The sequence below is a fragment of the Sphingomonas hylomeconis genome (genome assembly GCF_025370105.1).
Lineage (GTDB): Bacteria > Pseudomonadota > Alphaproteobacteria > Sphingomonadales > Sphingomonadaceae > Sphingomonas > Sphingomonas hylomeconis.
In genome coordinates this window covers 412,499-434,820 of record NZ_JANQBK010000003.1, presented here as the reverse complement: position 1 = coordinate 434,820, position 22,322 = coordinate 412,499, and the positions used below count along the sequence as shown (strand labels likewise).

At 66.6% G+C, this 22,322-nt stretch carries 16 protein-coding genes; 10 read left to right on the top strand and 6 right to left on the bottom strand.

The genetic code is table 11. The annotated features are described in order from the left end of the window. Positions 1-19: 19 nt before the first annotated feature. The 6 genes from NV401_RS05790 to NV401_RS05765 all read left to right on the top strand — a co-directional run bounded on the left by NV401_RS05790 (position 20) and on the right by NV401_RS05765 (position 8,643). On the top strand, positions 20-835 hold the full coding sequence (locus NV401_RS05790) for an LD-carboxypeptidase (protein ID WP_261293440.1): 816 nt from the start codon (positions 20-22) through the stop codon (positions 833-835). A gap of 93 nt (positions 836-928) precedes the next feature. Further along, complete coding sequence (locus tag NV401_RS05785; RefSeq protein WP_261293439.1) at positions 929-2,263, top strand: methyl-accepting chemotaxis protein; 1,335 nt, start codon at positions 929-931, stop codon at positions 2,261-2,263. Positions 2,264-2,422: 159 nt separating this feature from the next. Continuing rightward, positions 2,423-4,414, top strand: a complete 1,992-nt coding sequence (thrS, locus tag NV401_RS05780; RefSeq protein WP_261293438.1) for a threonine--tRNA ligase — start codon at positions 2,423-2,425, stop codon at positions 4,412-4,414. A 13-nt stretch (positions 4,415-4,427) separates the two neighbouring features. Further along, positions 4,428-4,997: a Uma2 family endonuclease gene (locus tag NV401_RS05775; RefSeq protein ID WP_261293437.1), complete on the top strand. Its 570-nt coding sequence runs from the start codon at positions 4,428-4,430 to the stop codon at positions 4,995-4,997. Between the two features lie 73 nt (positions 4,998-5,070). Further along, on the top strand, positions 5,071-5,595 hold the full coding sequence (gene infC / locus NV401_RS05770) for a translation initiation factor IF-3 (RefSeq protein WP_261293436.1): 525 nt from the start codon (positions 5,071-5,073) through the stop codon (positions 5,593-5,595). A gap of 252 nt (positions 5,596-5,847) precedes the next feature. After that, positions 5,848-8,643, top strand: coding sequence for a TonB-dependent receptor (locus NV401_RS05765; protein WP_261293435.1), 2,796 nt, complete (start codon positions 5,848-5,850; stop codon positions 8,641-8,643). 160 nt (positions 8,644-8,803) lie between these two features. Here the strand turns inward: NV401_RS05765 and NV401_RS05760 are convergent, their stop codons facing one another. The 3 genes from NV401_RS05760 to NV401_RS05750 form a co-directional block, all read right to left on the bottom strand. Next, the gene (locus tag NV401_RS05760; protein ID WP_261293434.1) at positions 8,804-9,424 is read right to left on the bottom strand and encodes a glycine-rich domain-containing protein; all 621 of its coding nucleotides are present in this window, start codon (positions 9,422-9,424) and stop codon (positions 8,804-8,806) included. Between the two features lie 124 nt (positions 9,425-9,548). Then, complete coding sequence (locus NV401_RS05755) at positions 9,549-9,932, bottom strand: VOC family protein (protein WP_261293433.1); 384 nt, start codon at positions 9,930-9,932, stop codon at positions 9,549-9,551. Between the two features lie 13 nt (positions 9,933-9,945). Beyond that, the gene (locus tag NV401_RS05750; RefSeq protein WP_261293432.1) at positions 9,946-12,690 is read right to left on the bottom strand and encodes a [protein-PII] uridylyltransferase; all 2,745 of its coding nucleotides are present in this window, start codon (positions 12,688-12,690) and stop codon (positions 9,946-9,948) included. 106 nt (positions 12,691-12,796) lie between these two features. On the opposite strand from NV401_RS05750, the gene NV401_RS05745 reads away from it, so the two are divergent. Together NV401_RS05745 and NV401_RS05740 are read left to right on the top strand one after the other, a co-directional pair. Continuing rightward, complete coding sequence (locus NV401_RS05745; protein WP_315369057.1) at positions 12,797-13,477, top strand: GNAT family N-acetyltransferase; 681 nt, start codon at positions 12,797-12,799, stop codon at positions 13,475-13,477. 84 nt (positions 13,478-13,561) lie between these two features. Beyond that, positions 13,562-14,122 carry a glycine zipper 2TM domain-containing protein gene (locus NV401_RS05740; protein WP_261293430.1) on the top strand — a complete coding sequence of 187 codons (561 nt, stop codon included), beginning with the start codon at positions 13,562-13,564 and terminating at the stop codon, positions 14,120-14,122. 12 nt (positions 14,123-14,134) lie between these two features. Here NV401_RS05740 and mutS read toward each other — a convergent pair whose 3' ends face one another. Further along, positions 14,135-16,711, bottom strand: coding sequence for a DNA mismatch repair protein MutS (mutS, locus tag NV401_RS05735; RefSeq protein WP_261293586.1), 2,577 nt, complete (start codon positions 16,709-16,711; stop codon positions 14,135-14,137). A 210-nt stretch (positions 16,712-16,921) separates the two neighbouring features. Between mutS and NV401_RS05730 the strand changes: the two genes are divergently transcribed. Both NV401_RS05730 and NV401_RS05725 read left to right on the top strand, forming a co-directional pair. Beyond that, positions 16,922-19,180: an NADP-dependent malic enzyme gene (locus NV401_RS05730; protein ID WP_261293429.1), complete on the top strand. Its 2,259-nt coding sequence runs from the start codon at positions 16,922-16,924 to the stop codon at positions 19,178-19,180. Between the two features lie 185 nt (positions 19,181-19,365). Beyond that, positions 19,366-19,983 (top strand): retropepsin-like aspartic protease family protein, encoded by a 618-nt coding sequence (locus NV401_RS05725; RefSeq protein ID WP_261293428.1) that lies wholly within the window; start codon positions 19,366-19,368, stop codon positions 19,981-19,983. A 133-nt stretch (positions 19,984-20,116) separates the two neighbouring features. Here the strand turns inward: NV401_RS05725 and NV401_RS05720 are convergent, their stop codons facing one another. Together NV401_RS05720 and NV401_RS05715 are read right to left on the bottom strand one after the other, a co-directional pair. Next, complete coding sequence (locus NV401_RS05720; protein ID WP_261293427.1) at positions 20,117-20,905, bottom strand: SDR family oxidoreductase; 789 nt, start codon at positions 20,903-20,905, stop codon at positions 20,117-20,119. 52 nt (positions 20,906-20,957) lie between these two features. Further along, positions 20,958-22,103, bottom strand: a complete 1,146-nt coding sequence (locus NV401_RS05715) for an acyl-CoA dehydrogenase family protein (RefSeq protein WP_261293426.1) — start codon at positions 22,101-22,103, stop codon at positions 20,958-20,960. Between the last annotated feature and the right edge of the window lie 219 nt (positions 22,104-22,322).

Sequence of the window (22,322 nt, the reverse complement as noted above, 5' to 3'; positions counted from 1 at the left end):
AACCGCCACGGGAAATGTGATGAAGATCGGAGTGGTCGCCCCCGCGCGGGGGATTGACGAGGCATTGGCGGCACGCGCGCAGGGACTGGCGGCGATCATCGCGCCGGAGGTCGATCTGGTGATCGATCCGCAATGCTTCCTGGCCGAGGGGCATTTCGCGGGATCGGATGCGGTGCGCACCGCCGCGTTCGTCACGATGGCGAACGATCCGACGATCGACGCGATCTGGTTCGCGCGCGGTGGCTATGGCTCCAACCGCATCCTGCACGCGGCGATCCCCGCGCTCGGCGCGGCGGCGCGGCGCAAGACCTATCTCGGCTTTTCCGACATGGGGTTCGTGCTCGGCGCGCTCTATGCCGCGCGGATCGGGCAACCGGTGCATGGCCCGATGGTCTCGACCGCGGGCAGCGGCGACGGCGGGATCGGTTTCAGCCGCGCGCTGCTGTGGCTGACCAAGAAGGATCGCGCGGTGCTCGAACCGGGGCTCGACGGCCGCCCGGCGGCGGCGTTCAACCTCGCGATCCTGACCGCGCTGATCGGAACGCCCTGGCTGCCCGATTTGACCGATCACGTGCTGATCGTCGAGGACGTGTCCGAGCCGCTCTACCGGATCGACCGGATGCTGTTCACCATGGCGCACGCGACGCAGCTCAAGGGCATTGCCGGCGTCCGCCTGGGCCAGATCAGCGACGTCCAGGCGAACGAGCCGGAATGGGGCGAGACGATCGAGACGATGATCCAGCGCTGGTGCGGCGAGATGCGCGTGCCCTATCTGGGGCGCGCCGAGATCGGCCATACCCGCAGCAACCGCGTGGTGCCGTTCGGCATCGCCTGACGCGAATTCGTCCCCGTGGCGCCCCGCCCCCTCGGCCGCCGTCTATAATGGACAGCGCGTCATCGCACGCGATCCATAGCGCGGGGAAGATCGATGAACTGGTTTCGGGCCGATGCGCCCATTCGCTTGAAGATGCTGGTGTCCTACGGCAGCCTGGTCGGGCTGCTGGGCATCGTGACGCTGGCCACGCTATTGTCGCCCGCGGCAGCGCCGTGGGTCGCGCTGGGCGCGACCGGCCTGGGCGTCGTGCTGGCGCATCTGTTCCGCGAGGCGGTGTGCGTCCCCTATGTCACCACCGTGGTGCGGATGGAGGGGCTCGCGGCGGGCGATCTCGACAGTCCGATCCACTTTACCGACTATAAGGATTGCGTCGGCCGGATGACCAAGGCGATGTTCGCGTTCCGCGCGACCGCGCAGGAACAGATCGCGCTCAACGAACAATCGGCGCGCCATTCGGCGATCATCAAGCGGATGGCGGAAAATTTCGACTGCCTGTCCAATTGCGATCTGACTGCCGACATCACGGAGGATTATCCGGCCGAATATGCGCCGCTCAAGGCGAGCTTCAACCAGGCGCTAGCCAGCCTGCGCGGGCTGCTCGGATCGGTGATGGCCGGCACGAGCAACATCCGCAGCGGATCGAGCGAGATCGCGCAGGCCTCCAACGACCTCGCGCGGCGCACCGAAAGCAATGCGGCAAGCCTGGAGCAGACCGCCGCCGCGATCCAGCAGGTCGATTCCCGGCTGAAGGCGACCGCGCACGCCGCGACACAATCGGTCGAGACGTCGGAACAGGCCAAGACCGCGGTGCAGGCCGGGCGCGAGCGCACCGACGATGCGGTCAAGGCGATGACGCGCGTGCTGGAAAGCGCCAAGGGGATCGACGACGTGATCGAGGGGCTCGACAAGATCGCGTTCCAGACGCGCGTTCTGGCGATGAACGCCGCGGTCGAGGCGGGGCGCGCCGGCGATGCCGGGCGCGGCTTCGCGGTCGTCGCGGATCTGGTCAGCGCGCTGGCGATGCGCGCCGAGGAGGAAGCCAAGCGCGCGCGCGACCAGCTGAGCGTGACCCGGCTGGACATCGGCGCGGCGGTCGACGCCGTCCAGGAAGTCGACGATGCGTTCGGCGTGATCCTGACCTCGGGCGAACAGGCGGCGCGGCTTGCCGAGCAGATCGCCAACGACAATGCCGCGCAGGCCAGCGCGATCAGCGAGGTGAGCAGCGCGGTGCACGAAATGGATACGTCGACCCAGCAGAATGCGGCGATGGTCGAACAGACCTCGGCGGCGGCACGCAACCTGACCCACGAGGTGGCGCAGCTCGCCGCGCAGGCCGATCGCTTCCGGGTCGAGCGCACCGAGCGGACCGAGCGAGCCGAGCGAACCGGGCGGGCCGAGCGACTGTACGAGGCCGTCGGCCATTGCTGAGCGGCCGACGCGGCTGAACGGAGGCGGGTCGCTGGCCCGCCTCTTTGCCACGCGACTCATGCCCGTGCACGACAGGGTGACGGAACGGACGCGCTTGCCTATATCGGCGCACCCGGCTTAAGCCGGCCGTCCACTCCTCCACGGAAAGACCCTGTCCTCATGTCCGCGCTGTTCCGCATCTCGCTGCCCGACGGTTCCGTCCGCGAGGTAGCCCCGGGGACTACCCCGGCGGACATCGCCGCGGCGATCGGCCCCGGCCTCGCCAAGGCGGCGATCGCCGCGCGCGTCGATGGCGAGCTGCGCGATATCATGCGCCCGTTCGAGCGCGATTCGCAGCTTGCCCTGGTTACCGCGCGCGACGAAGCCGATGCGCTGGAGCTCGCGCGGCACGATTTCGCGCATGTCATGGCCGAAGCGGTGCAGCATCTGTTCCCCGGCACGCAGATCACCTTCGGCCCGGCGACGGACGACGGCTTCTATTACGATTTCGCGCCGAAGGACCGGCAGTTCACGGAAGAGGATTTGCCCGCGATCGAGGCGGAGATGCGCCGCATCATCGCCAAGAACGAGCCGTTCGTCCGCGAAGTGTGGAGCCGCCAGCAGCTGATCGAGACCTGGACCCGGCAGGGCGAGACGTTCAAGGCCGAATGGGCCGCCGAACTGCCCGAGGGCGAGGAACTGACGATCTATCGGCAAGGAGCCTGGCTCGACATGTGCCGCGGGCCGCACATGGTCTCGACCGGCAAGCTCGACCCGAACGCGTTCAAGCTGACGCGCGTCTCTGGCGCCTATTGGCGCGGCGACCAGAACAACGCGATGCTGAGCCGGATCTACGGCACGGCGTGGCTTAACAAGAAGCAGCTCGATGCGCATCTGACGATGCTCGAGGAGGCAGCCAAGCGCGACCACCGCAAGATCGGTCAGGAAATGGACCTGTTCCATCTCCAGTCCGAGGCGCAAGGGTCCGTGTTCTGGCACCCCAAGGGCTATATGATCTGGCGCCAGCTGGAGGCCTATATGCGCCGCCGGCTCGATGCCGCGGGCTATGAGGAAGTGAAGACGCCGCAGCTGATGGACGCGCGCCAGTGGGAGCAGTCCGGCCACTGGGGCAAATATCGCGAGAACATGTTCGTCGTGCCAGACGAGATTCCGAACACCGACGATGCGGCGGCGATCTTCAGCGGCACCGCCGACCTGATGGCGCTGAAGCCGATGAACTGCCCGGCGCACGTGCTGATCTTCCGCCAGGGGATCAAGAGCTACCGCGACCTGCCAATGCGCATGGCCGAATTCGGCTGCTGCCACCGCAACGAGCCGCACGGCGCGCTGCACGGCATCATGCGCGTGCGCCAGTTCACGCAGGACGACGCGCATATCTTCGTGCGCGAGGACCAGCTGGTCGCGGAAGTGCAGAGCTTCTGCGAACTGCTCGACAGCGTGTACCGCGATCTCGGCTTCGAGGATTATGCGGTCAAGCTGGCGCTGCGCCCCGACAAGCGTTTCGGCAGCGAAGAAATGTGGGACAAGGCCGAGCACGAGCTGCGCGAGGCGGTGCTGACCTCGAAGCTCAGCGATTCGATCAAGGCCAAGTTCGAGGAACTGCCGGGCGAAGGCGCCTTCTATGCGCCGAAGCTCGAATTCCACCTGACCGACGCGATCGGGCGGACCTGGCAGGTCGGCACGATCCAGTCCGATCGCGTGCTGCCCGAGCGGCTCGACGCCAGCTATGTCGGGCAGGATGGCGAGCGCCACCGCCCGGTGATGCTGCACCGCGCGATCCTCGGCACGTTCGAACGCTTTCTCGGCATCCTGATCGAGCATCATGCCGGGCGCTTCCCGCTCTGGCTGGCGCCGGTGCAGGCGGTGGTCGCGACGATCGTGTCGGATGCCGACGATTATGCGCAAGAGGTAGCCGAGAAGCTCAAGGCGGCGGGGATCCGCGTCGAGACCGACCTGCGCAACGAGAAGATCAACTACAAGGTACGCGAACATTCGCTCGCCAAGGTGCCCAATTTGCTGGTGGTGGGCAAGCGCGAGGCCGAGGAAGGCACCGTGGCGCTGCGCCAGTTGGGCAGCGAGCGGCAGCAATTCCTGTCGCTCGACGACGTGATCGCCAAGCTGGTCGAGGATGCCAAAGCGCCGGATTTGTGATATTTCACAGGCAATGACCGTCTTTCAGAATATCCGGAAGGGACTGATCCCGGCGCGACTGACCGTCGATGACGTCTACGCGCTGACGGAATCGGGCGTTTTGGCGGAAAGCGACAATTTCGAGCTGATCGACGGGGAGATCGTGCCGATGGCTGCGGCAAAGGCCAATTGCCACGAGATCATGAAATCGCGGTTGACCCGCATTCTGGTGCTTTCCCTTGCCGATGATGTCCGTCTGTTCGTCGAACCTTCGGTCAGCCTGGCACCAGACATTCTGGTTGAACCGGACCTTGCTGTCTGGCGCAAAGACGGCCTGCCGCGAGAAATGCGCGGCCCCGATCTGTCGATCGTCATCGAAGTGGCGGACAGTTCGCTCGGCTACGACCTGCGCATCAAATCACCGCTATACGCCAAGTACGGCGTCCGTGATTATTGGGTCGTCGATGCCGTTCGCCAGACGATCCGCGTCCACCGCCTGCCGGTCGATGGCCGCTATACCGATGTCGAGGAATATGAGGCGCACGACGCCGTAGCTGCCCTGCTGCTGCCCGGCGTCGTGATCCAGCTAGATTCATTGGACTGAACTTTCAATTTCACCGCTTCGGTATTATATCCGACCGTCAACAACCACAGGAGCTACACCTATCCGACCCCCAATGACCCGCCAGGCGCCGCCGATGAACGGCCCTCGCTTCAACGAATTCATCCTGTCGCCCAAGGTCCGCGTGATCGACGGAGAGGGCGAGAATCTCGGCGTGATGTACACCCGCGAAGCGATGGAGCAGGCGCGCGAGGTCGGTCTCGACCTGGTCGAGGTGTCGCCCAACGCCGATCCGCCGGTGGCCAAGTTCCTCGATGTCGGCAAGTTCAAGTACGAGGCGCAGAAGAAGGCGAATCTCGCCCGCAAGAGCCAGAAGACGCAGGAGATCAAAGAGATCAAGATGCGTCCGAACATCGACGACCACGATTACAACACCAAGATGAAGAAGGTCGCCGAGTTCATCGACGAGGGCGACAAGGTCAAGATCACGCTGCGCTTCCGCGGCCGCGAGCTGAGCCACGGCCAGCTCGGCATGGCGCTGCTGCAGCGCGTGCAGGCGGACATTGCCGAGACCGCGAAGGTCGAGGCCTATCCGCGCATGGAAGGCCGTCAGATGCTGATGGTGCTCTCGCCCAAATAATATCCCGCGGTCGGGCCGGTTGCAAAGATGACAATCATCATTGTTGCCGGCCCGTTGCTTCTCGCGCTTTCCGTAACGGAAAATGCGCTGACGATTGCGTAAAGCGCAATCACACCCTTCGACATAGAACCGATCCGGCCAAGAATGGCCGATTTCTAGTCATTTATTGGCTTTACCTCACGCGTTTGCGCTCTATGACACCGAGCCCCAATGGCAAATATGCCGGGCACGAAATTCCAGGAGAGGCTCGCTATGCGCAAAACCGCGTTACTGTTGTCCGTCGCTACGATGGCGATCACGTCCCCCGCTCTGGCGCAGGACGCCACCGCCAGCACGACCACCACCGAGACGACGACGCAGGACGCGCAGGTCGCCTCCGAAGCCACCGCCCCCGCCGATACCGCCGCCGACACGACCGAAGAGGTCTCCAGCCAGGGCGACATCATCGTCACCGCCACGCGCCGCAGCGAGCGCCTGTCCAACGTGCCGATCGCGGTGTCCGCGGTCAGCCAGGAAGCGCTGCAGAATTCCGGCGCGACCGATATCCGCCAGCTCAGCCAGCTCGCCCCGTCGCTGCTGGTCAGCTCGACCGGTAGCGAATCAAACGCCTCGGCGCGTATCCGCGGCATCGGCACGGTCGGCGACAATCCCGGCCTGGAAAGCTCGGTCGCGACGTTCATCGACGGCGTCTATCGCAGCCGCACCGGCTCCGGGCTCAACGATCTCGGCGAAGTCGATCGCATCGAAGTGCTGCGCGGCCCGCAGGGCACGCTGTCGGGTCGCAACGCCTCTGCCGGCACGATCAGCGTGATCACCAAGGCACCGGATCTGAACAAGTTCGGCGGCTATGCCGAGGGCACGTACGGCAATTACAACAATATCCGCCTTGCCGGCGCCATCACCGGCCCGATCAGCGAGACGCTGGGCTTCCGCATCGACGGCATCTACGCCAAGCGCGACGGCTATTATTACGACGTCGTCAACGACACCGATTACAACGATCGCAACCGCATCTTCGGGCGTGCGCAATTGCTGTGGGAGCCGTCGAGCGACATTCGCGTCCGCCTGATCGGCGATTACAGCCATCGCGACGAGAAGTGCTGCGGCGCGGTCTACACCGATCTGAACGAGAAGATCGATCCGACCCCGGGCGTTCCCGGCGACTATACCGTCAATCCGGCCGGCAACCGCATCGTCGATATCATGAAGGGCCTGGGCGCCGTGTTCCCCAGCGCCGGCGATCCGTATAACCGCCGCATCGCCAACTCCCCCGGCCGCGCCTATAGCAACAAGACGGTGGATTATGGCGGCTCGGGCCAGATCGACATCAATCTCGGCGGCGCCTCGCTGACCTCGATCACCGCGTATCGCGAATATAACGCCGAAGGCGCGGCGGACATCGATTATGGCAGCCTCGACATCGGCTACCGCCCCGACGACGGCAACAATTACCGCCAGTTCCACACCTTCACGCAGGAAGTGCGGCTGAACGGCGAAGCGCTCGGCGGCAAGCTCGACTGGCTGGTCGGCGGCTATTACAGCAACGAGCAGCTGCAGGTCGTCGACAACCTCAAGTTCGGTACGCAGTACGGCCAGTTCGCCGCGTGTCGCGTCGTCTCCGGGATCAGCGCGTCGCCGGCGCTGCGCGATCTCTCCGCCCCGGGCTGCCTGAGCGCGACCGGCATCGCGGCCGTCAATGCGACGTTCGGCGCCGCTGCGCCGCTGATCACCGGCAATCTGCGCCGTCTGAGCACGCTCAACGATCTCGGCAGCAGCCGCGACGTCTATAACCAGACGAGCAACAACTACGCCTTCTTCACGCACAATATCTTCAAGCTGACCGACCGGCTGAGCATCACCGCCGGCCTGCGCTACACGCGCGAGAAGAAGGATTTCGACGCCAGCTTCCAGAACAACAACACGGTCTGCCCGGCGCTGCAGGCCGGCTCCGCCGCGGGCGGGCTGGGCGGGCTGCTCGCCAACCCGGCGCTTGCCTCGGTCGCAGCCGGGATCATCACGCTGGGCTGCACGGGCAATTCCAGCTCGAACCTCAACAACGTGAAGCTCAACGACAGTCTGAGCGAAGGCGAGTTCACCGGCACCGGCGTGCTTTCCTGGAAGCCGGTCGATGCGCTGCTGACCTATGCCAGCTATTCGCGTGGCTATAAGGCCGGCGGCTACAATCTCGACCGTTCGGATCTCGGGCCGGCATTCCTTGCCTCGACGCTCGCCAACCCGGATGCGTCGCGCCTGCGCTTCGACGCCGAGACGGTGAACGCCTATGAGATCGGCCTGAAGTACAGCTCGCGCCAGTTCACCTTCAACGCCGCCGCGTTCCGCCAGGAATTCGCCAACTTCCAGCTCAACACGTTCAACGGCACCAACTTCGTCGTGCAGAACATCCAGTCGTGCAAGACCAGCCTGAACGGCGGCGATACCGATGCGAGTGCGACGACCGGGGCGTGCGCCAATGGCGATACGCAGTACGGCGTGGTCTCGCAGGGCGTCGAGCTGGAAGCGGGCTTCTATCCGGCGCGCAACTTCTCGGTGGCGATGGGCTATACCTTCTCCGACACCAAGTTCCGCAACAACCTGGTCGGCAGCAATTCGGGCGAGGCGCTCGACCCGGCCCTGTTCCTGCTCGCTGGCAAGCAGTTGTCGAACGCGCCGCGCAACGTGGTGACGAGCTCGGTCAGCTGGACGCCGGACATCGGCAGCAGCGGCCTCAGCGCATTGTTCTATGTCGATGGCCGCCTGTCGTCGGACTACAACACCGGCTCGGATCTGTTCGTCGAGAAGGAGCAGGACGCGTTCTTCGTGATGAACGCACGCGTCGGGCTGCGCGGCGCCGACAAGAAATGGGCGCTCGAGCTCTGGGCGCAGAACCTGCTCGACACCAACTATCAGCAGGTCGGCTTCAACGCCCCGTTCCAGGGCGCCGGTTCGCAGGCGCAGGTCCAGGCGTTCGGCGGCGTGGGCAACCAGATCTTCACCTCGTATCTGGCCGAGCCACGCACTTACGGCCTGACGCTGCGCTCGCGCTTCTGAGCCGAACCAGCTGACCCCAAAGCGGCCCGTCTCCGACCAGGAGGCGGGCCGTTTTCGTTATCACGACGCGCTTTCACCGGCGCAGGCCGGGCCCCGGCCGCGCAACGACCATGGAGTATTGCGGCGCCGCCTTACCGGGGCCAGCGCGACTGACGGACGTTCAGTCCCCGCCCCCGCCACAGCCGCCGCCGTGCCCGCCGCAGCCCGAATCGCCATGATGTCCGCCGCTGTCGCTGCTGCTGCAGCCGGATCCGCACCCGTCGCCCTCGCTCTGGCCGCGCCGGGTACGCCGGCCGTGCCGCCGACCGAAACCCACCGCCGCCGCGCCGATCGCCAGCACCACCAGCGGCACGAGGACTCCTGCGACAGTGCCACCGGTGGCGGCGATCAGCGCAACGCCTGCCGCCGGCGCCGCGACGCTGATCAGCGCCGCCCGCTTCGGCACCAGCCAGAGCGTCGCGCGATCGGCCCGCACGAACCGCGCCGCGAAGCGCCGTTCGACCGGCGGCCAGATCGCCGGCGGCGGCGGCGTGCCGAAGGCGGCCTCATACGCCACCAGCGTCGCGACATATTGTGCCTGGTAGCGCGTCTGCTCCTGCGCGCCGCCGGCGGTCGGCCCGTGATGCAGCGGCCGGCCCAGCACGCCGCCGCACAGATCGTCCCAATAGCTGCGCGTATAGGCCAGATGCAGGTGCCACGCCTGATCGACCGCATCGGACGGCGTTACCGCGCCCGCCGCCGTTGCCGCGAGGAACAGGAAGCGGCGATATTCCTGCACCACCGCGGCGGCATAGGCCGGATTCCAGTCATTCTCGCGCGCCAGCCGTGCGACGAAGGTCAGCCGCGCGCCTGGCGGATCGATCGCCAGCGCGGCGATCCTGGTCCACAGCGGGCATGGGCCGGCGTCATGCCACCGGCGGCTCCCACAGTTCGATCTCGTTGCCCTCGGGATCGTGGATGCGCGCGAACTGACCCGTCGTCGGGTCGTTCCATTCCGGCTTGGTGATCACCGCGATCCCCGCGGCGTGCAGCTGCTCGAGCAGCGAATCAAGATCGCGCACGCGCAGGTTGAGCATGAACTGCTTGTCCGCCGCGAAATAGTCGCTGTCCGCCTTGAACGGCGCGAACACCACCGGCCCGCCTTCCGCCTGCCAGCTCCATTCGTCCGGGGTTGCGCCCTCGGTCGCCACGCAACCGGCGCCGATGCCGAGATGCTCGCGGTACCAGGCGCTCAGCGCGTCCGGATCCGCCGCGCGAAAGAACAATCCCCCAATACCCAGTACCGGCATGTCGTATCCCCCCTCAGGCAGCCTCGATCATATCGATCCCTGCCGCAGCATCAAGCAGGCGCCGCTCGAGCGCCTTGAGCCGGGCAGCACTCTGGATCTTGTCGCCGGTCAGATCGGTCAGATAGAAGGTATCGACCGCGCGCTCGCCGTACGTCGCGACGTGCGAGGAATGGATCGTCACCTTCGACTGGAACAGCGTGTGCGCCAATTGGTGCAGCAGCGCCGGCCGGTCGCGCGCATTGACCTCGATCACGGTGAAGCGGTTCGAGGCCTTGTTGTCGATCAGCACGTTGGGCGCGATGTCGAACGCCTCGGCGCGCATCCGGGGCAGCGGCTTGGCGCGCAGGCGATCGGCCAGCCGCCCGCGATTGGCCAGCGCATCCTCGATCCCGGTGTGCAGGCGCTGCAACTGGCCTTCGTCGTCGAACGGGCGGCCGAGCGGATCCTGAACCAGGAAATTGTCCAGCGCCATGCCGTCGCGCGTGGTGTGGATGCGCGCGTCGATGATATTGCCGCCCGCCGCATGGATCGCGCCGGCGATGCGGTAGAACAGGCCGGGGTGATCGGCGGCATAGACCGTGACGAGCGTCGCGCCGCGCTCGGGATAGACCTGCGCGGCGATCGACAGCTGCGCCGCCCCCGCGGCGACGATCTGCCGCGCGTTGCGCGCCAGCACGTCGTCCGGCTCCGCTACCCAATAGGGCTCTGGCAGGCGCCGTACGAGATCGGCAAAGGTCGCATCGTCCCAGCCGAGCGTTGCCTGCAGCGCTTCCTGCTTGGTGGCGATGCGCTCGCTGCGGCCCTTCTGCTTGTGCCCCAGCCGCAGCACTTCCTCGGCCAATTCGTACAGATCGGAGAGCAATTGCCGCTTCCAGCCATTCCACACGCCAGGCCCGACCGCACGGATATCCACCACCGTCAGCGCGAGCAGCAGCCGCAGCCGCTCCGGGCTCTGCACGACTTCGCAGAAATCGAGGATCGTCTTGAAGTCGGACAGGTCGCGCTTGAACGCAGTGGCCGACATCAGCAGGTGATAGCGCACCAGCCACGCCGCCGTCTCGGTCTCGGCCGGCGTCAGCCCGAAGCGCGGGCCGAGCCGTTCCGCGACCTCGGCGCCGAGGATCGAGTGATCGCCGCCGCGCCCCTTGGCGATGTCGTGCAGCAGCACCGCGACATAGAGCACGCGGCGCGACACGATCTGCTTGCAGATCGCGGTGACCAGCGGATGGTCCTCGACCAGCGTGCCATGTTCGATCTTGCTAAGCAGTCCGAGCGCGCGGATCGTATGCTCGTCGACGGTATAATGATGATACATGTCGAACTGCATCTGCGCGACGATGCGGCCGAAATCGGGCACGAAGCGCCCCAGCACGCCGGCCTCGTTCATCCAGCGCAGCACGATCTCCGGATCGCGCGGGCTGGTCAGGATATCGAGGAACAGCGCGTTGGCCGCGGGATCGCGGCGCAGCTCGTCGGCCAGCTTGGCATCGCGCGCGGCGATGCGCATCGCCAGCGGATGGATTTCCAGGCCATGCTTGTCCGCCAGCGCGAACAGTTCGATCAACCGCAGCGGGTTTTGCGCCAGGAAATCGTCCGCCGGCAGCGCGAGCCGCCCGCGCACCAGCATGAAGCCGTTGAGCTTGCGCGGCGAGCGGCGCAGCATCGGCAGGCCGAAGCGCCGCCCGCGCGCGGCGAACTTCTCGTCGAGATGCGCGAGGAACACGCCGCTCAAATTGCCGACCGTCTTCGCCTGCAAAAAGTAGTATTGCATGAAGCGCTCGACGCTCGATTTGCCCGGCCGGTCGGCGAAACGCATGCGCTCGGCAATGTCACGCTGCAGATCGAAGGTCAGGCGATCCTCGCCGCGGCCAGCAAGGCTGTGCAGGTGGCAGCGCACCGCCCAGAGGAAATTGTCCGCGCGGTGGAACTGGCGATATTCGTTGGCGGTGAGCAGCCCGGCATCGACCAATTCGGCGGCGCGTTGCACGTTATAGGCGTATTTGCCGATCCAGAACAAAGTATGCAGATCGCGCAGGCCGCCCTTCCCTTCCTTGACGTTGGGCTCGACGACATAGCGCGTATCGCCCATCTTCTTGTGCCGCACCTCGCGCTCGGCGAGCTTGTCGGCGACGAAGCCCGCCGTATCGGTCTGCACCTCGGCCTTGAAGCGCCGCGACGCCTCTTCGTACAGGCCGGTATCGCCGCAGACGTAGCGCGCCTCGAGCAGCGCGGTGCGGATCGTGATGTCGCTCTTGGCCTGGCGCACCATATCGTCGAGCGAGCGGCTCGAATGGCCGACCTTGAGCCCCAGATCCCACAAGGTGTAGAGCATGGTCTCGATCATCTGCTCGGCCCAGCCGGTCTGCTTCCAGGGGGTGAGGAAGCCGATATCGAGATCGGAATAGGGCGCCATCTCGCCGCGCCCATAGCCGCCGACCGCGATCAGCGTGAGCCGCTCGCCGGTCGTGGCATTGCCCACCGGATAAAGCCGTTCGAGCGTGAAATCGTAGATCAGGCGCAGCAGCCGATCGGTCAGGAACGCCTGGCTGGCGGCGGATTCGAGCCCGCGCGAGGGATGCTCGATCAGCCGCCGCTCGATCTCGACGCGCCCGGCATCGAGCGCGGCCTTGAGGATCGGCACCGCGGCGCGGCGCAGCGCGACGCGATCCTCGCCGTCGATCGCCGCGAGTTGCTCGGCGATCCGGCCCCGATCGATGATCGCGCGGCGCTGCGGGAGGGTGTCGAAACGGTTGTGCATGCAATCAGCAGATAGGGGGTCGCGGCCATCGCGTCACCGCCCATCGTTCCGAAACAGGAAACGGGATGATCGTGCCGCCCGATCGGTCCAGTATCGGCACATGACGATGCGCGCCCATCCACTCGACCGCCCGATCTGGCATTCGCTGACCGGCGCCCATGCGCCGCTGGCGCTTGGCGACGACAGGGCGCGGCGCTACCAGCCCGCGGTCCACTTCTTCGCCGCCACGCCGGACGACAGCCCCGCCAGCCGCGCCGCGCTCGCCCGCCTGATGCCGTCCGACGGCACGCTCGGCCTGTTGCAAGCCGACGCGATCGCCGCCCCGCCCGGCACGCAAGTCCGGTCCTGCGCGACGATCAACCAGATGGTGCTCACCGCGCTGACGTCCGACGGTGCCCCAATCGAGTTCCTCGAGCTGACGGACACCGACGCTCCCGACATGCTCGCGCTCGCCACGCTGACTGCGCCGGGTCCGTTCTTTCCCGAGACGCATCGCCTGGGCGCGTTCATTGGCATTCGCCACGACGGCCAGTTGATCGCGATGGCCGGCGAGCGCACCCGGCCGACAGCTTTCACCGAAGTCAGCGCGGTCTGCACGCACCCCGATCATCGCGGCCGGGGCTATGCCCGCGCGCTGATGCACATCGTGATCGCCCGCATCCTGGCGCGCGGCGAGGCGGCGTTCCTGCATGTCTATGCCAGCAACACCGGCGCGATCGCGCTGTACGAAGCACTCGGCTTCCGCTTCCGCCGCGAGATGATCTACACCATTCTCGAACGTGCCTGAGGCGGCGCTGGCCAGCAATCTCCGGTTCACGCAACGAAGTGCAACAAGCGGTCGTTACGCTGCCATCATCACCGGAGAGTTGCCATGAAAACACGTGCTCTGTTGCCCGCCCTCGCCGCCGGTCTGGTGGCGCTCGCCGCACCGGCCGCCGCGCAGACCGCGCAGGAAAGCCAGCGTTTCGCCGCCGCGCAGAACCGCTTCAACAGCGAGATGCAGGTGTTCCGCGCCGAATTCGATCGCTACCAGGCGGCGGTGCAGCGCCGCGGCGGCAATGGCGGCTATCGCGATGCACCGTATATCGATCCGCGCAACGATCCGCGCTACAACGATTCCCGCTATAACGACGACGATTACTCGCGCCCCGAGCCGAATTATGACCCGCAACGCTATTACCGCGAGGGCAATTACCAGGAACGCACGCTGCGCGCCGACGAGCGCGTCTATGCCGGCAATGACGGGCGCTATTATTGCAAGCGCAGCGACGGCACGACCGGGCTGATCCTCGGCGCGGCCGGCGGCGGGATCCTCGGCAACGTGATCGACGGCGGCCGCTCGCGTGTCGTCGGCACGCTGCTCGGCGGTGCCTTGGGCGCGGTCGCCGGCAAGGCGGTCGACCAGAACCAGAGCCAGGTGCGCTGCCGCTAAGCCGATCGGCGCTCAGCCCGCGCGGCTGAGCGCCTTCAGCTTGTAGAGCACGTCCAGCGCCTCGCGCGGGGTGAGCGCATCGACGTCGATCGTTTCGACCTCGGCGCGGATCGCATCGCATTCCTCCTCGGTCGCTTCCTGCAACGCGGCGAACAGCGGCAGATCGTCCAGCCCGGCGGCGAGCCCACCGGTCTTGGCGCGGCCCGCCTCGAGCTTGGCGAGCACCGATTTGGCGCGCGCAATCGTCACTGGCGGCAGGCCGGCGAGCCGCGCCACCGCCAGGCCATAGGAGCGATCCGCCGGCCCTTCCGACACCTCGTGCAGCAGGACCAGTTCGCCCTTCCATTCGCGCGCACGGACATGGTGCAGCGTCAGCGCGTCGCAGCGCTCGGCAAGGCGGGTCAACTCGTGATAATGCGTCGCGAACAGGCAGCGGCAGCGATTGTCCTCGTGGATCGCCTCGACCACCGCCCAGGCGATCGCCAGACCGTCATAGGTGCTGGTGCCGCGCCCGACCTCGTCGAGGATGACGAACGATCGGGGCGTGGCCTGCGCCAGGATCGCCGCCGTCTCGACCATCTCGACCATGAAGGTCGAGCGCCCGCGGGCGAGATTATCCGACGCGCCGACGCGGCTGAACAGCCGGTCGACCAGACCGAGCGTCGCCGCGGTCGCCGGCACATAGGCGCCCGCCTGCGCCAGCACCGCGATCAGCGCATTCTGGCGCAGGAAGGTAGATTTACCGCCCATGTTCGGCCCGGTGACCAGCCACAGCCGCGAGTCCTCCGACAGGCGGCAGTCATTGGCCACAAACCGCTCGCCGCGCTTGGCCAGCGCATCCTCGACCACGGGATGCCGCCCGCCGACGATATCGAAACAGGCATGATCGACCAAAGCGGGCCGCGCCCAGCCGCCCTCGACCGCGCGTTCGGCGAGGCCCGCGGCGACATCGAGCCGCGCCAGCGCATCGGCCGTCGCGGCGATATTCTCGCGCTTGTCGAGCGCCGCAGCGATCAGATCCTCGAGATGCGCCGCCTCCGCCGCCAGCGCATGCGCCCCCGCCTGCGTCACCTTTGCGGCGACCTCGTGCAGTTCAGGCGCATTGAAGCGCACCGCGCCGGCCATCGTCTGGCGATGCGTGAAGCCGCTTTCCGGCTTCATCAACACGTCGGCATTCTTGGCCGCGACCTCGATATGATAGCCGAGCACATTGTTGTGGCGAATCTTGAGCTGCGCGATGCCGGTGCGCGCGCGATAGTCCGCCTCTAGCGCTGCGATCGCCCGCCGCCCGCCCGCACCGGCATCGCGCAGATCGTCGAGCGCCGCGTCATAGCCTTCGGCGATATAGCCCCCCGCACTGGCATCAATCGGCGGCGCCGGCACCAGTGCGCGGTTGAGCAGATCGATCAGCGCGCCGTGCCCGCGCAATTGCGGCGCCAGTCCGACGAGCAGGACCGGCGGCGTCGGGATCTTCTCCAGCCGCTCGCCCAGCCGCCAAGCGCCGTCGAGCCCGTCGCGCAATTGCCCGAGATCGCGTGGGCTCCCGCGCCCCGCCGCCAATCGCCCGAGCGCGCGGCCGATATCGGCGAGGCCACGCAGCGTCGTGCGCAGGGCATCGCGCAATGCCGCATCCTCGACCAGCAACTGCACCAGATCGAGCCGCGCCTCGATTTCCGGGCGCTGCATCAGCGGCGCGCCGAGATCGGCGGCGAGCAGGCGCGCGCCCGCGCCCGTTACGGTACGATCGACCGCATCGAGCAGGCTGCCCTTGCGTGCGCCCTGCGCGGTCTGCGTCAGTTCCAGGCTGTCGCGCGTCGCCGCGTCGATCGCCATGGCGTGCGCCGCCTGGTGCAACCGCGGCGGGCGCAGGAACGGCAGCGCGCCCTTGGCGGTATGCGCGAGATAGGCGATCAGCCCGCCTGCCGCGGCGAGCCCGGCGCGGCTGAACTGGCCGAACCCGTCGAGCGTGGCGACGCCGTACAGTTCCTTGATCCGCCGCTCGGCCGCCCCGCTGTCGAAATCCGCGCGCGGCCGGAGCATCGTCGCGGCGTCGGCAAAGGCGCTGCCGTCGGCGGCGATCGTCTCGGCCGGCGCCAGCCGCGCCAGTTCCGCGCCCAGCCCTGCCGCGCTGCACTCGATCAGTTCGAACCGCCCGGTCGAGACATCCGCCGCGGCGATCGCCACGCCGCCCGCCGCCTCGCCCAGCGCGACGCACCAGTTGGCGGCGCGCGCGTCGAGCAGCGCCTCCTCGGTCAAGGTGCCCGCGGTGACGAGCCGGACGATGCCGCGTTCGACCAGCGTCTTGCCGCCGCGCTTCTTGGCCTCGGCCGGGCTTTCGGTCTGCTCGGCGATGGCGACCCGATGCCCGGCCTTGATCAGCCGCGCGAGATAGGCCTCGGCCGCATGCACCGGCACGCCGCACATCGGGATCGGCACGCCTTCATGCTCGCCGCGCGCGGTGAGCGCGATATCGAGGCAGGCGGCGGCGACCTTCGCGTCCGCAAAGAACATCTCGAAGAAATCGCCCATCCGGTAGAACAGCAGGCAATCCTGCGCCTCGGCCTTGAGCGCGAGATATTGCGCCATCATCGGAGTCGGTGCGGAGGACATTGGCGGGGGTTAGCGAAAAGGTGCGCGACGTCAAAGCCCTGCAGCGCGCAGGCATGCCCCGCCGACGGTCGATTTGATACGCCGGCGCCGCCCCCGCCGCACCACTCCGACGCACAACAGCATGCCAAGCCGGTTCACTTCTTGGCCGCCACGCCGTAAGGGCAAGCGCGTAACGAGAAGGCCCTCCCCATGTCCGAAGATCTCAATCTGCAATTCTCCGAGCGCGAGGCGCTGCTGTTCCATTCGGAAGGCCGCCCGGGCAAGATCGAGATCATCGCCTCCAAGCCGATGGCGACGCAGCGCGATCTGGCGCTGGCCTATTCGCCCGGCGTCGCCGTGCCGGTGCAGGCGATCGCCGACGATCCCGCGATGGCGTACGATTATACCGCCAAGGGCAATCTCGTCGCGGTGATCTCCAACGGCACCGCGATCCTCGGCATGGGCAATCTCGGTGCACTGGCGTCCAAGCCGGTGATGGAAGGCAAGGCCGTCTTGTTCAAGCGCTTCGCCGATGTCGATTCGATCGATATCGAACTGAAGACCGAGGACGTGAACCGCTTCATTGACGCGGTCGAGCTGATGGAGCCGACGTTCGGCGGAATCAATCTCGAGGATATCAAGGCGCCGGAATGCTTCATAATCGAGCAGACCCTGCGCGAGCGCATGAACATCCCGGTGTTCCATGACGATCAGCACGGCACCGCGATCATCTGCGCCGCGGGCCTGATCAACGCGTGCCTGATCACCGGTCGCAAGCTCAGCGAGATCAAGCTCGTCGTCAACGGCGCGGGCGCCGCCGCCATCGCCTGCACCGAGTTGATGAAGGCAATGGGCGTGCGCCCCGACAACGTCATCATGTGCGATCGCACCGGCGTGATCTATCAGGGCCGCGACGATGTGAACCAGTGGCAGTCGGCACATGCCACCACGAGCGAAGCGCGCACGCTGACCGAGGCGCTGGTCGGCGCCGACGTGTTCCTCGGCCTGTCCGCCGCCGGCGCGTTGAAGCCCGAGATGGTCGAGCATATGAAGCCGGCACCGATCATCTTCGCGATGGCCAATCCCGAGCCGGAGATCCGCCCCGAACTGGCGATGGCCGCGCGCCCCGACGCGATCGTCGCCACCGGCCGCTCGGATTATCCCAACCAGGTCAACAACGTGCTGTGCTTCCCGTTCATCTTCCGCGGCGCGCTCGACGTGCGCGCGACGGGCATCAACGACGAGATGAAGATCGCCGCCGCCAACGCGATCGCCGAACTGGCGCGCGAGCGCGTGCCGGAGGAAGTCGCGCTGGTCTACGGCGTGCACCACAGCTTCGGCCCGACCTATATCATCCCCACCCCGTTCGATCCGCGGCTGATGGAGATCGTGCCGGTCGCGGTTGCCAAGGCGGCGATGGAATCGGGCGTGGCGACCAAGCCGATCCTCGACATGGAAGCGTATCGCCAGTCGCTGCGCGCGCGGCTCAACCCGACCACCTCGGTGCTGACGATGGCCTATGAAGGCGCACGCGCGCATCCCAAGCGCGTGATCTTTGCCGAGGGCGAAGAGGAAGTCGTGCTGCGCGCGGCGATCGCGTTCCGCGAGGGCGGCTACGGCACGCCGGTGCTGGTCGGGCGCGACGACGTACCCGATCGGCTGCGCGCGCTCGGCGTCACCGACCCGGAGAATTTCGAGCTGCACAACAGCCGCGTCTCGCCGCTCGTGCCCAAGATGGTCGATTTCCTCTACAGCCGGCTGCAGCGCCGCGGCTATCTGCGCCGCGATTGCGAGCGGATGGTCAACCAGGATCGCAACATCTTCGGCGCGCTGCTGCTGCAGCTCGGCGAAGGCGATGCGATGATCACCGGCATCACCCGCACGTACGGCGAGACGATGCGCCAGATCTACCGCGTGATCGATCCGGCGGCGGGCAAGACGCCGTTCGGCATCCACCTGCTGGTCGGGCAAAGCCATACCGTGTTCATCGCCGACACCACGGTCAACGAGCGTCCCACCGCCGAGCAGCTCGCCGATTTCGCCGAGCAGACCGCCGCCGTCGCCCGCCTGATGGGCCATGAGCCACGCGTGGCGTTCCTCAGCTATTCGAACTTCGGCAATCCCAAGGGCGAATGGCTCGACAATATCCGCGACGCCGTGACGGTGCTCGACGGCCGCCAGGTCGGCTTCGAATATGAAGGCGAAATGGCCCCCGACGTCGCGCTCAACCCCAAGCAGCTGGCCAACTATCCGTTCGCGCGCCTCTCCGGCCCGGCCAATGTGCTGATCATGCCGGGCCTTCAGTCCGCGCACATCTCGGCCAAATTGCTGCGCGAACTGGGTGGCGATTCGGTGATCGGGCCGATGCTGATCGGCATGGAAAAGCCGGTCCAGGTCGCGCCGATGACCAGCACGGCGAGCGAACTGGTGACGCTGGCGGTGCTCGCCGCGGGCGGCATCGCGCGGTAATCTAAACTACCTATAAGCAGATACTTCCCCGGCGGACGCCGGGGCCCAGTTGGAAAGGTCGAGGTAACGAGGCGCAACGCCCAAAACCTGCTGTCCGGCGACTGGACCCCGGCGTCCGCCGGGGAAGTGTCTTTGATGACTCGCCCTAGCAACGCCGCGCATCACACATACATATCGTTCGTCTCATGACCGATATCGTCACCCGCCTCACCGACATTCCCAACTTCTGGCTGATCGTGGCCGGCGTCGCGATCCTCGTCGTGCTCGCGCGCCGTATCCGCATCCTCGGCGCGCTGATGACCATCGGGCTGATCGCGATCTCGGTGGCGGTGTTCACGCAGCGCGCGAGCTTCGATCCTGGGCTGGACGGCGTTGCCAAGGCGCTCAACCTCGGCGATCAGGGCCAGCAGGTGGTCGGCAAGGAAATGCGCGTGCCCATGGCGCGCGACGGCCATTTCTGGGTGCGCGTCAAGGTCGGCGATACCGAGCAGCGCATGCTGGTCGATAGCGGCGCGACGGTCACCGCGCTGTCGAGCGCGGCGGCGCAGGCGATGCGCCTCAAGATCGAGACGCCGCTGTTCCCGGTCGTGCTGCAAACCGCGAACGGATCGATCAACGCGCAAACCGCGGTCATCCCCGAACTGCGCATCGGCAATGTCGTCGCGCGCGACCTGCCGGTGGTGGTGTCGCCCGCATTCGGCGAAATGAGCGTGGTGGGGATGAACTTCCTGTCGCGCCTCAAGAGCTGGCGCGTCGAGGGCAGAACGCTGATCCTCGAGCCGCATCACCCGCAGGCGACCTGATCCTCCCCGGAACGGGGAGGGGGACCAGCGCAGCTGGTGGAGGGGGTGTGCCGGCAACACGACGGTTGCGTTACTGGCCCGCCCCCTCCGTCATGCTGCGCATGCCACCTCCCCGTTCCGGGGAGGATATTCATCAAGCGTCGATGCTGGTTCCCAGCGCGGCGTTGACCAGCCCGCCGTCGACCGTGATCGTATCGCCGATCACATAATCCCCGGCGCGGCTGGCGAGGAAAATCGCCGCGCCCGCCATGTCCTCGTCGACGCCGATCCGGCCGGCCGGAATACCCTTGGCGATCGTCTCGCCATGATCGCGCGCAGCCTTGTTCATCTCGCTGGCGAACGCGCCCGGCGCGATCGAGGTGACGTTGATCGCATCCTTCACCAGCCGCGCCGCCATCCGCTTGGTGAGATAGATCAGCGCCGATTTGGACGCGTGATAGCTGTACGTCTCCCACGGATTGAGCCGCTGCCCGTCGATCGAGGTGATCATTATTACCTTGGACGGCCGATCGCGCCGCGCGGCAGTCTTGAGCGCGCCGTGCAGCGCCTGGGTCAGGAAGAAGGGCGATTTGACGTTGAGGTCCATCACCTTGTCCCAGCCCTTTTCGGGGAAATCCTCGAACGGCTCGCCCCAGGCGGCGCCGGCATTGTTGACCAGGATGTCGAGGCTGTCGGTATGTTCGGCGAGCTGCGCGGCGAGCGCCTTGCAGCCGGCGACGGTCGATACGTCCTGCGGCAGCGCGATGCACCTGTCGCCCAGTTCTTCCGCGGTGGCGAAGCAGACATCGGCCTTGCGCGCGGAAATATACACGGTCGCGCCCTGCGCGATGAAGCCGGCGGCGATCATCTTGCCGATCCCGCGCGAGCCGCCGGTGACGAGCGCGGTGCGCCCGTCGAGGCGGAAGAGGTTGGTCGTATCCATTATTTTCTCTCCTGTTGTTTCTCCCCCTCCGCAAGCGGGAGGGGGATTTCAGTCACCCGCCCCGCTTGATCGTCTCGCGCGCAATGATGATCTGCTGGATCTGGCTGGTGCCTTCGTAGATGCGGAACAGGCGCACGTCGCGGTACAGCCGCTCGATCCCGTAATCGGCGATATAACCCGCGCCGCCGAAGATCTGCACCGCGCGGTCCGCCACGCGGCCGACCATCTCGCTCGCGAAATATTTCGCCGCCGCCGATTCCATCACGACGTCCTTGCCCGCGTCCTTCGCCGCTGCCGTCTCCAGCACCATCGCCCGCGCGACGAGCGCCTCGGTCTTGGAATCCGCGATCATGCCCTGAATCAGCTGATGCTCGGCGATCGGCTTGCCGAATTGCTTGCGCTCCGTCGCATAGGCCACGCAGTCGGCGATCAGCCGCTCGGCCACGCCGACGCACACGGCGGAAATGTGCAGCCGCCCGCGATCGAGCACGCGCATCGCGATCTTGAACCCCTCGCCTTCCGCGCCGAGCCGGTTCTCCGCCGGCACCACGACATCGTCGAAATTGACGTCGGCGACCTTGGCGCCCTTTTGCCCCATCTTCTTTTCGGGCTCGCCGATCGACACGCCGGCGAGATCGCGCGGCACGAGAAACGCCGAGACGCCGCGCGCGCCGGGATCCTCGCTGGTCCGTGCCATCACGGTGAACAGATCGGCCTTGTCGGCATTGGTGATATAGCGCTTGGTGCCCGACAGCCGATACGACTGGCCGTCTAACGTGGCCCGCGTCTTCACCGCGCCCGAATCGCTGCCGACGTCCGGCTCGGTCAGCGCGAAGCTGGTGATGATCTCGCCACTGGCAATGCGCGGCAGCCACGCCGACTTTTGCGCGTCGTTGCCGGCCATCACCAACCCTTGCGAGCCGATCCCGACATTGGTGCCGAACGCGGAGCGGAATGCCGGCGTCGTGCGCCCGAGCTCGATCGCGACCCTGGCTTCCTCCGACATGGTCAGGCCAAGCCCGCCATAATCCTCGGCGATCGACAGGCCGAACAGGCCCATGTCGCGCATCTCCTGGATCACGTCGGCGGGAATCGCATCGGCTTCCTCGACCGCGCCTTCCAGCGGCCGCAACCGTTCGCTGACGAAGCGCCGCACCGTCTCGATCAAAGCGTCGAAGGTTTCCGGGTCGAGTGCCATTCTATCCTCTCCGTCATGCCGGAATTGGTCCGGCATCCAACGTGCCGCAAACGCATCCGCCGAGGCACTTGCGGCCCGGTGGATCCCGGATCAAGTCCGGGATGACGGGTAATGGCGGCAGCGCGGCACGGCAAGCCTCCAGCCTACCCGATTTTCAAAAATGGGCGGATTGACCAGCCGCAGCCCCATACTATGCTGTGCAAAACAGAGTGATCAGGA

Coding starts and splice junctions, on each gene's coding strand:
- NV401_RS05790 (WP_261293440.1), top strand. CDS start 20: ATGAAGATCGGAGTGGTCGCCCCCGCGCGGGGGATTGACGAGGCATTG.
- NV401_RS05785 (WP_261293439.1), top strand. CDS start 929: ATGAACTGGTTTCGGGCCGATGCGCCCATTCGCTTGAAGATGCTGGTG.
- thrS (WP_261293438.1), top strand. CDS start 2,423: ATGTCCGCGCTGTTCCGCATCTCGCTGCCCGACGGTTCCGTCCGCGAG.
- NV401_RS05775 (WP_261293437.1), top strand. CDS start 4,428: ATGACCGTCTTTCAGAATATCCGGAAGGGACTGATCCCGGCGCGACTG.
- infC (WP_261293436.1), top strand. CDS start 5,071: ATGACCCGCCAGGCGCCGCCGATGAACGGCCCTCGCTTCAACGAATTC.
- NV401_RS05765 (WP_261293435.1), top strand. CDS start 5,848: ATGCGCAAAACCGCGTTACTGTTGTCCGTCGCTACGATGGCGATCACG.
- NV401_RS05755 (WP_261293433.1), bottom strand. CDS start 9,932: ATGCCGGTACTGGGTATTGGGGGATTGTTCTTTCGCGCGGCGGATCCG.
- NV401_RS05750 (WP_261293432.1), bottom strand. CDS start 12,690: ATGCACAACCGTTTCGACACCCTCCCGCAGCGCCGCGCGATCATCGAT.
- NV401_RS05745 (WP_315369057.1), top strand. CDS start 12,797: ATGCGCGCCCATCCACTCGACCGCCCGATCTGGCATTCGCTGACCGGC.
- NV401_RS05740 (WP_261293430.1), top strand. CDS start 13,562: ATGAAAACACGTGCTCTGTTGCCCGCCCTCGCCGCCGGTCTGGTGGCG.
- mutS (WP_261293586.1), bottom strand. CDS start 16,711: ATGATGGCGCAATATCTCGCGCTCAAGGCCGAGGCGCAGGATTGCCTG.
- NV401_RS05730 (WP_261293429.1), top strand. CDS start 16,922: ATGTCCGAAGATCTCAATCTGCAATTCTCCGAGCGCGAGGCGCTGCTG.
- NV401_RS05725 (WP_261293428.1), top strand. CDS start 19,366: ATGACCGATATCGTCACCCGCCTCACCGACATTCCCAACTTCTGGCTG.
- NV401_RS05720 (WP_261293427.1), bottom strand. CDS start 20,905: ATGGATACGACCAACCTCTTCCGCCTCGACGGGCGCACCGCGCTCGTC.
- NV401_RS05715 (WP_261293426.1), bottom strand. CDS start 22,103: ATGGCACTCGACCCGGAAACCTTCGACGCTTTGATCGAGACGGTGCGG.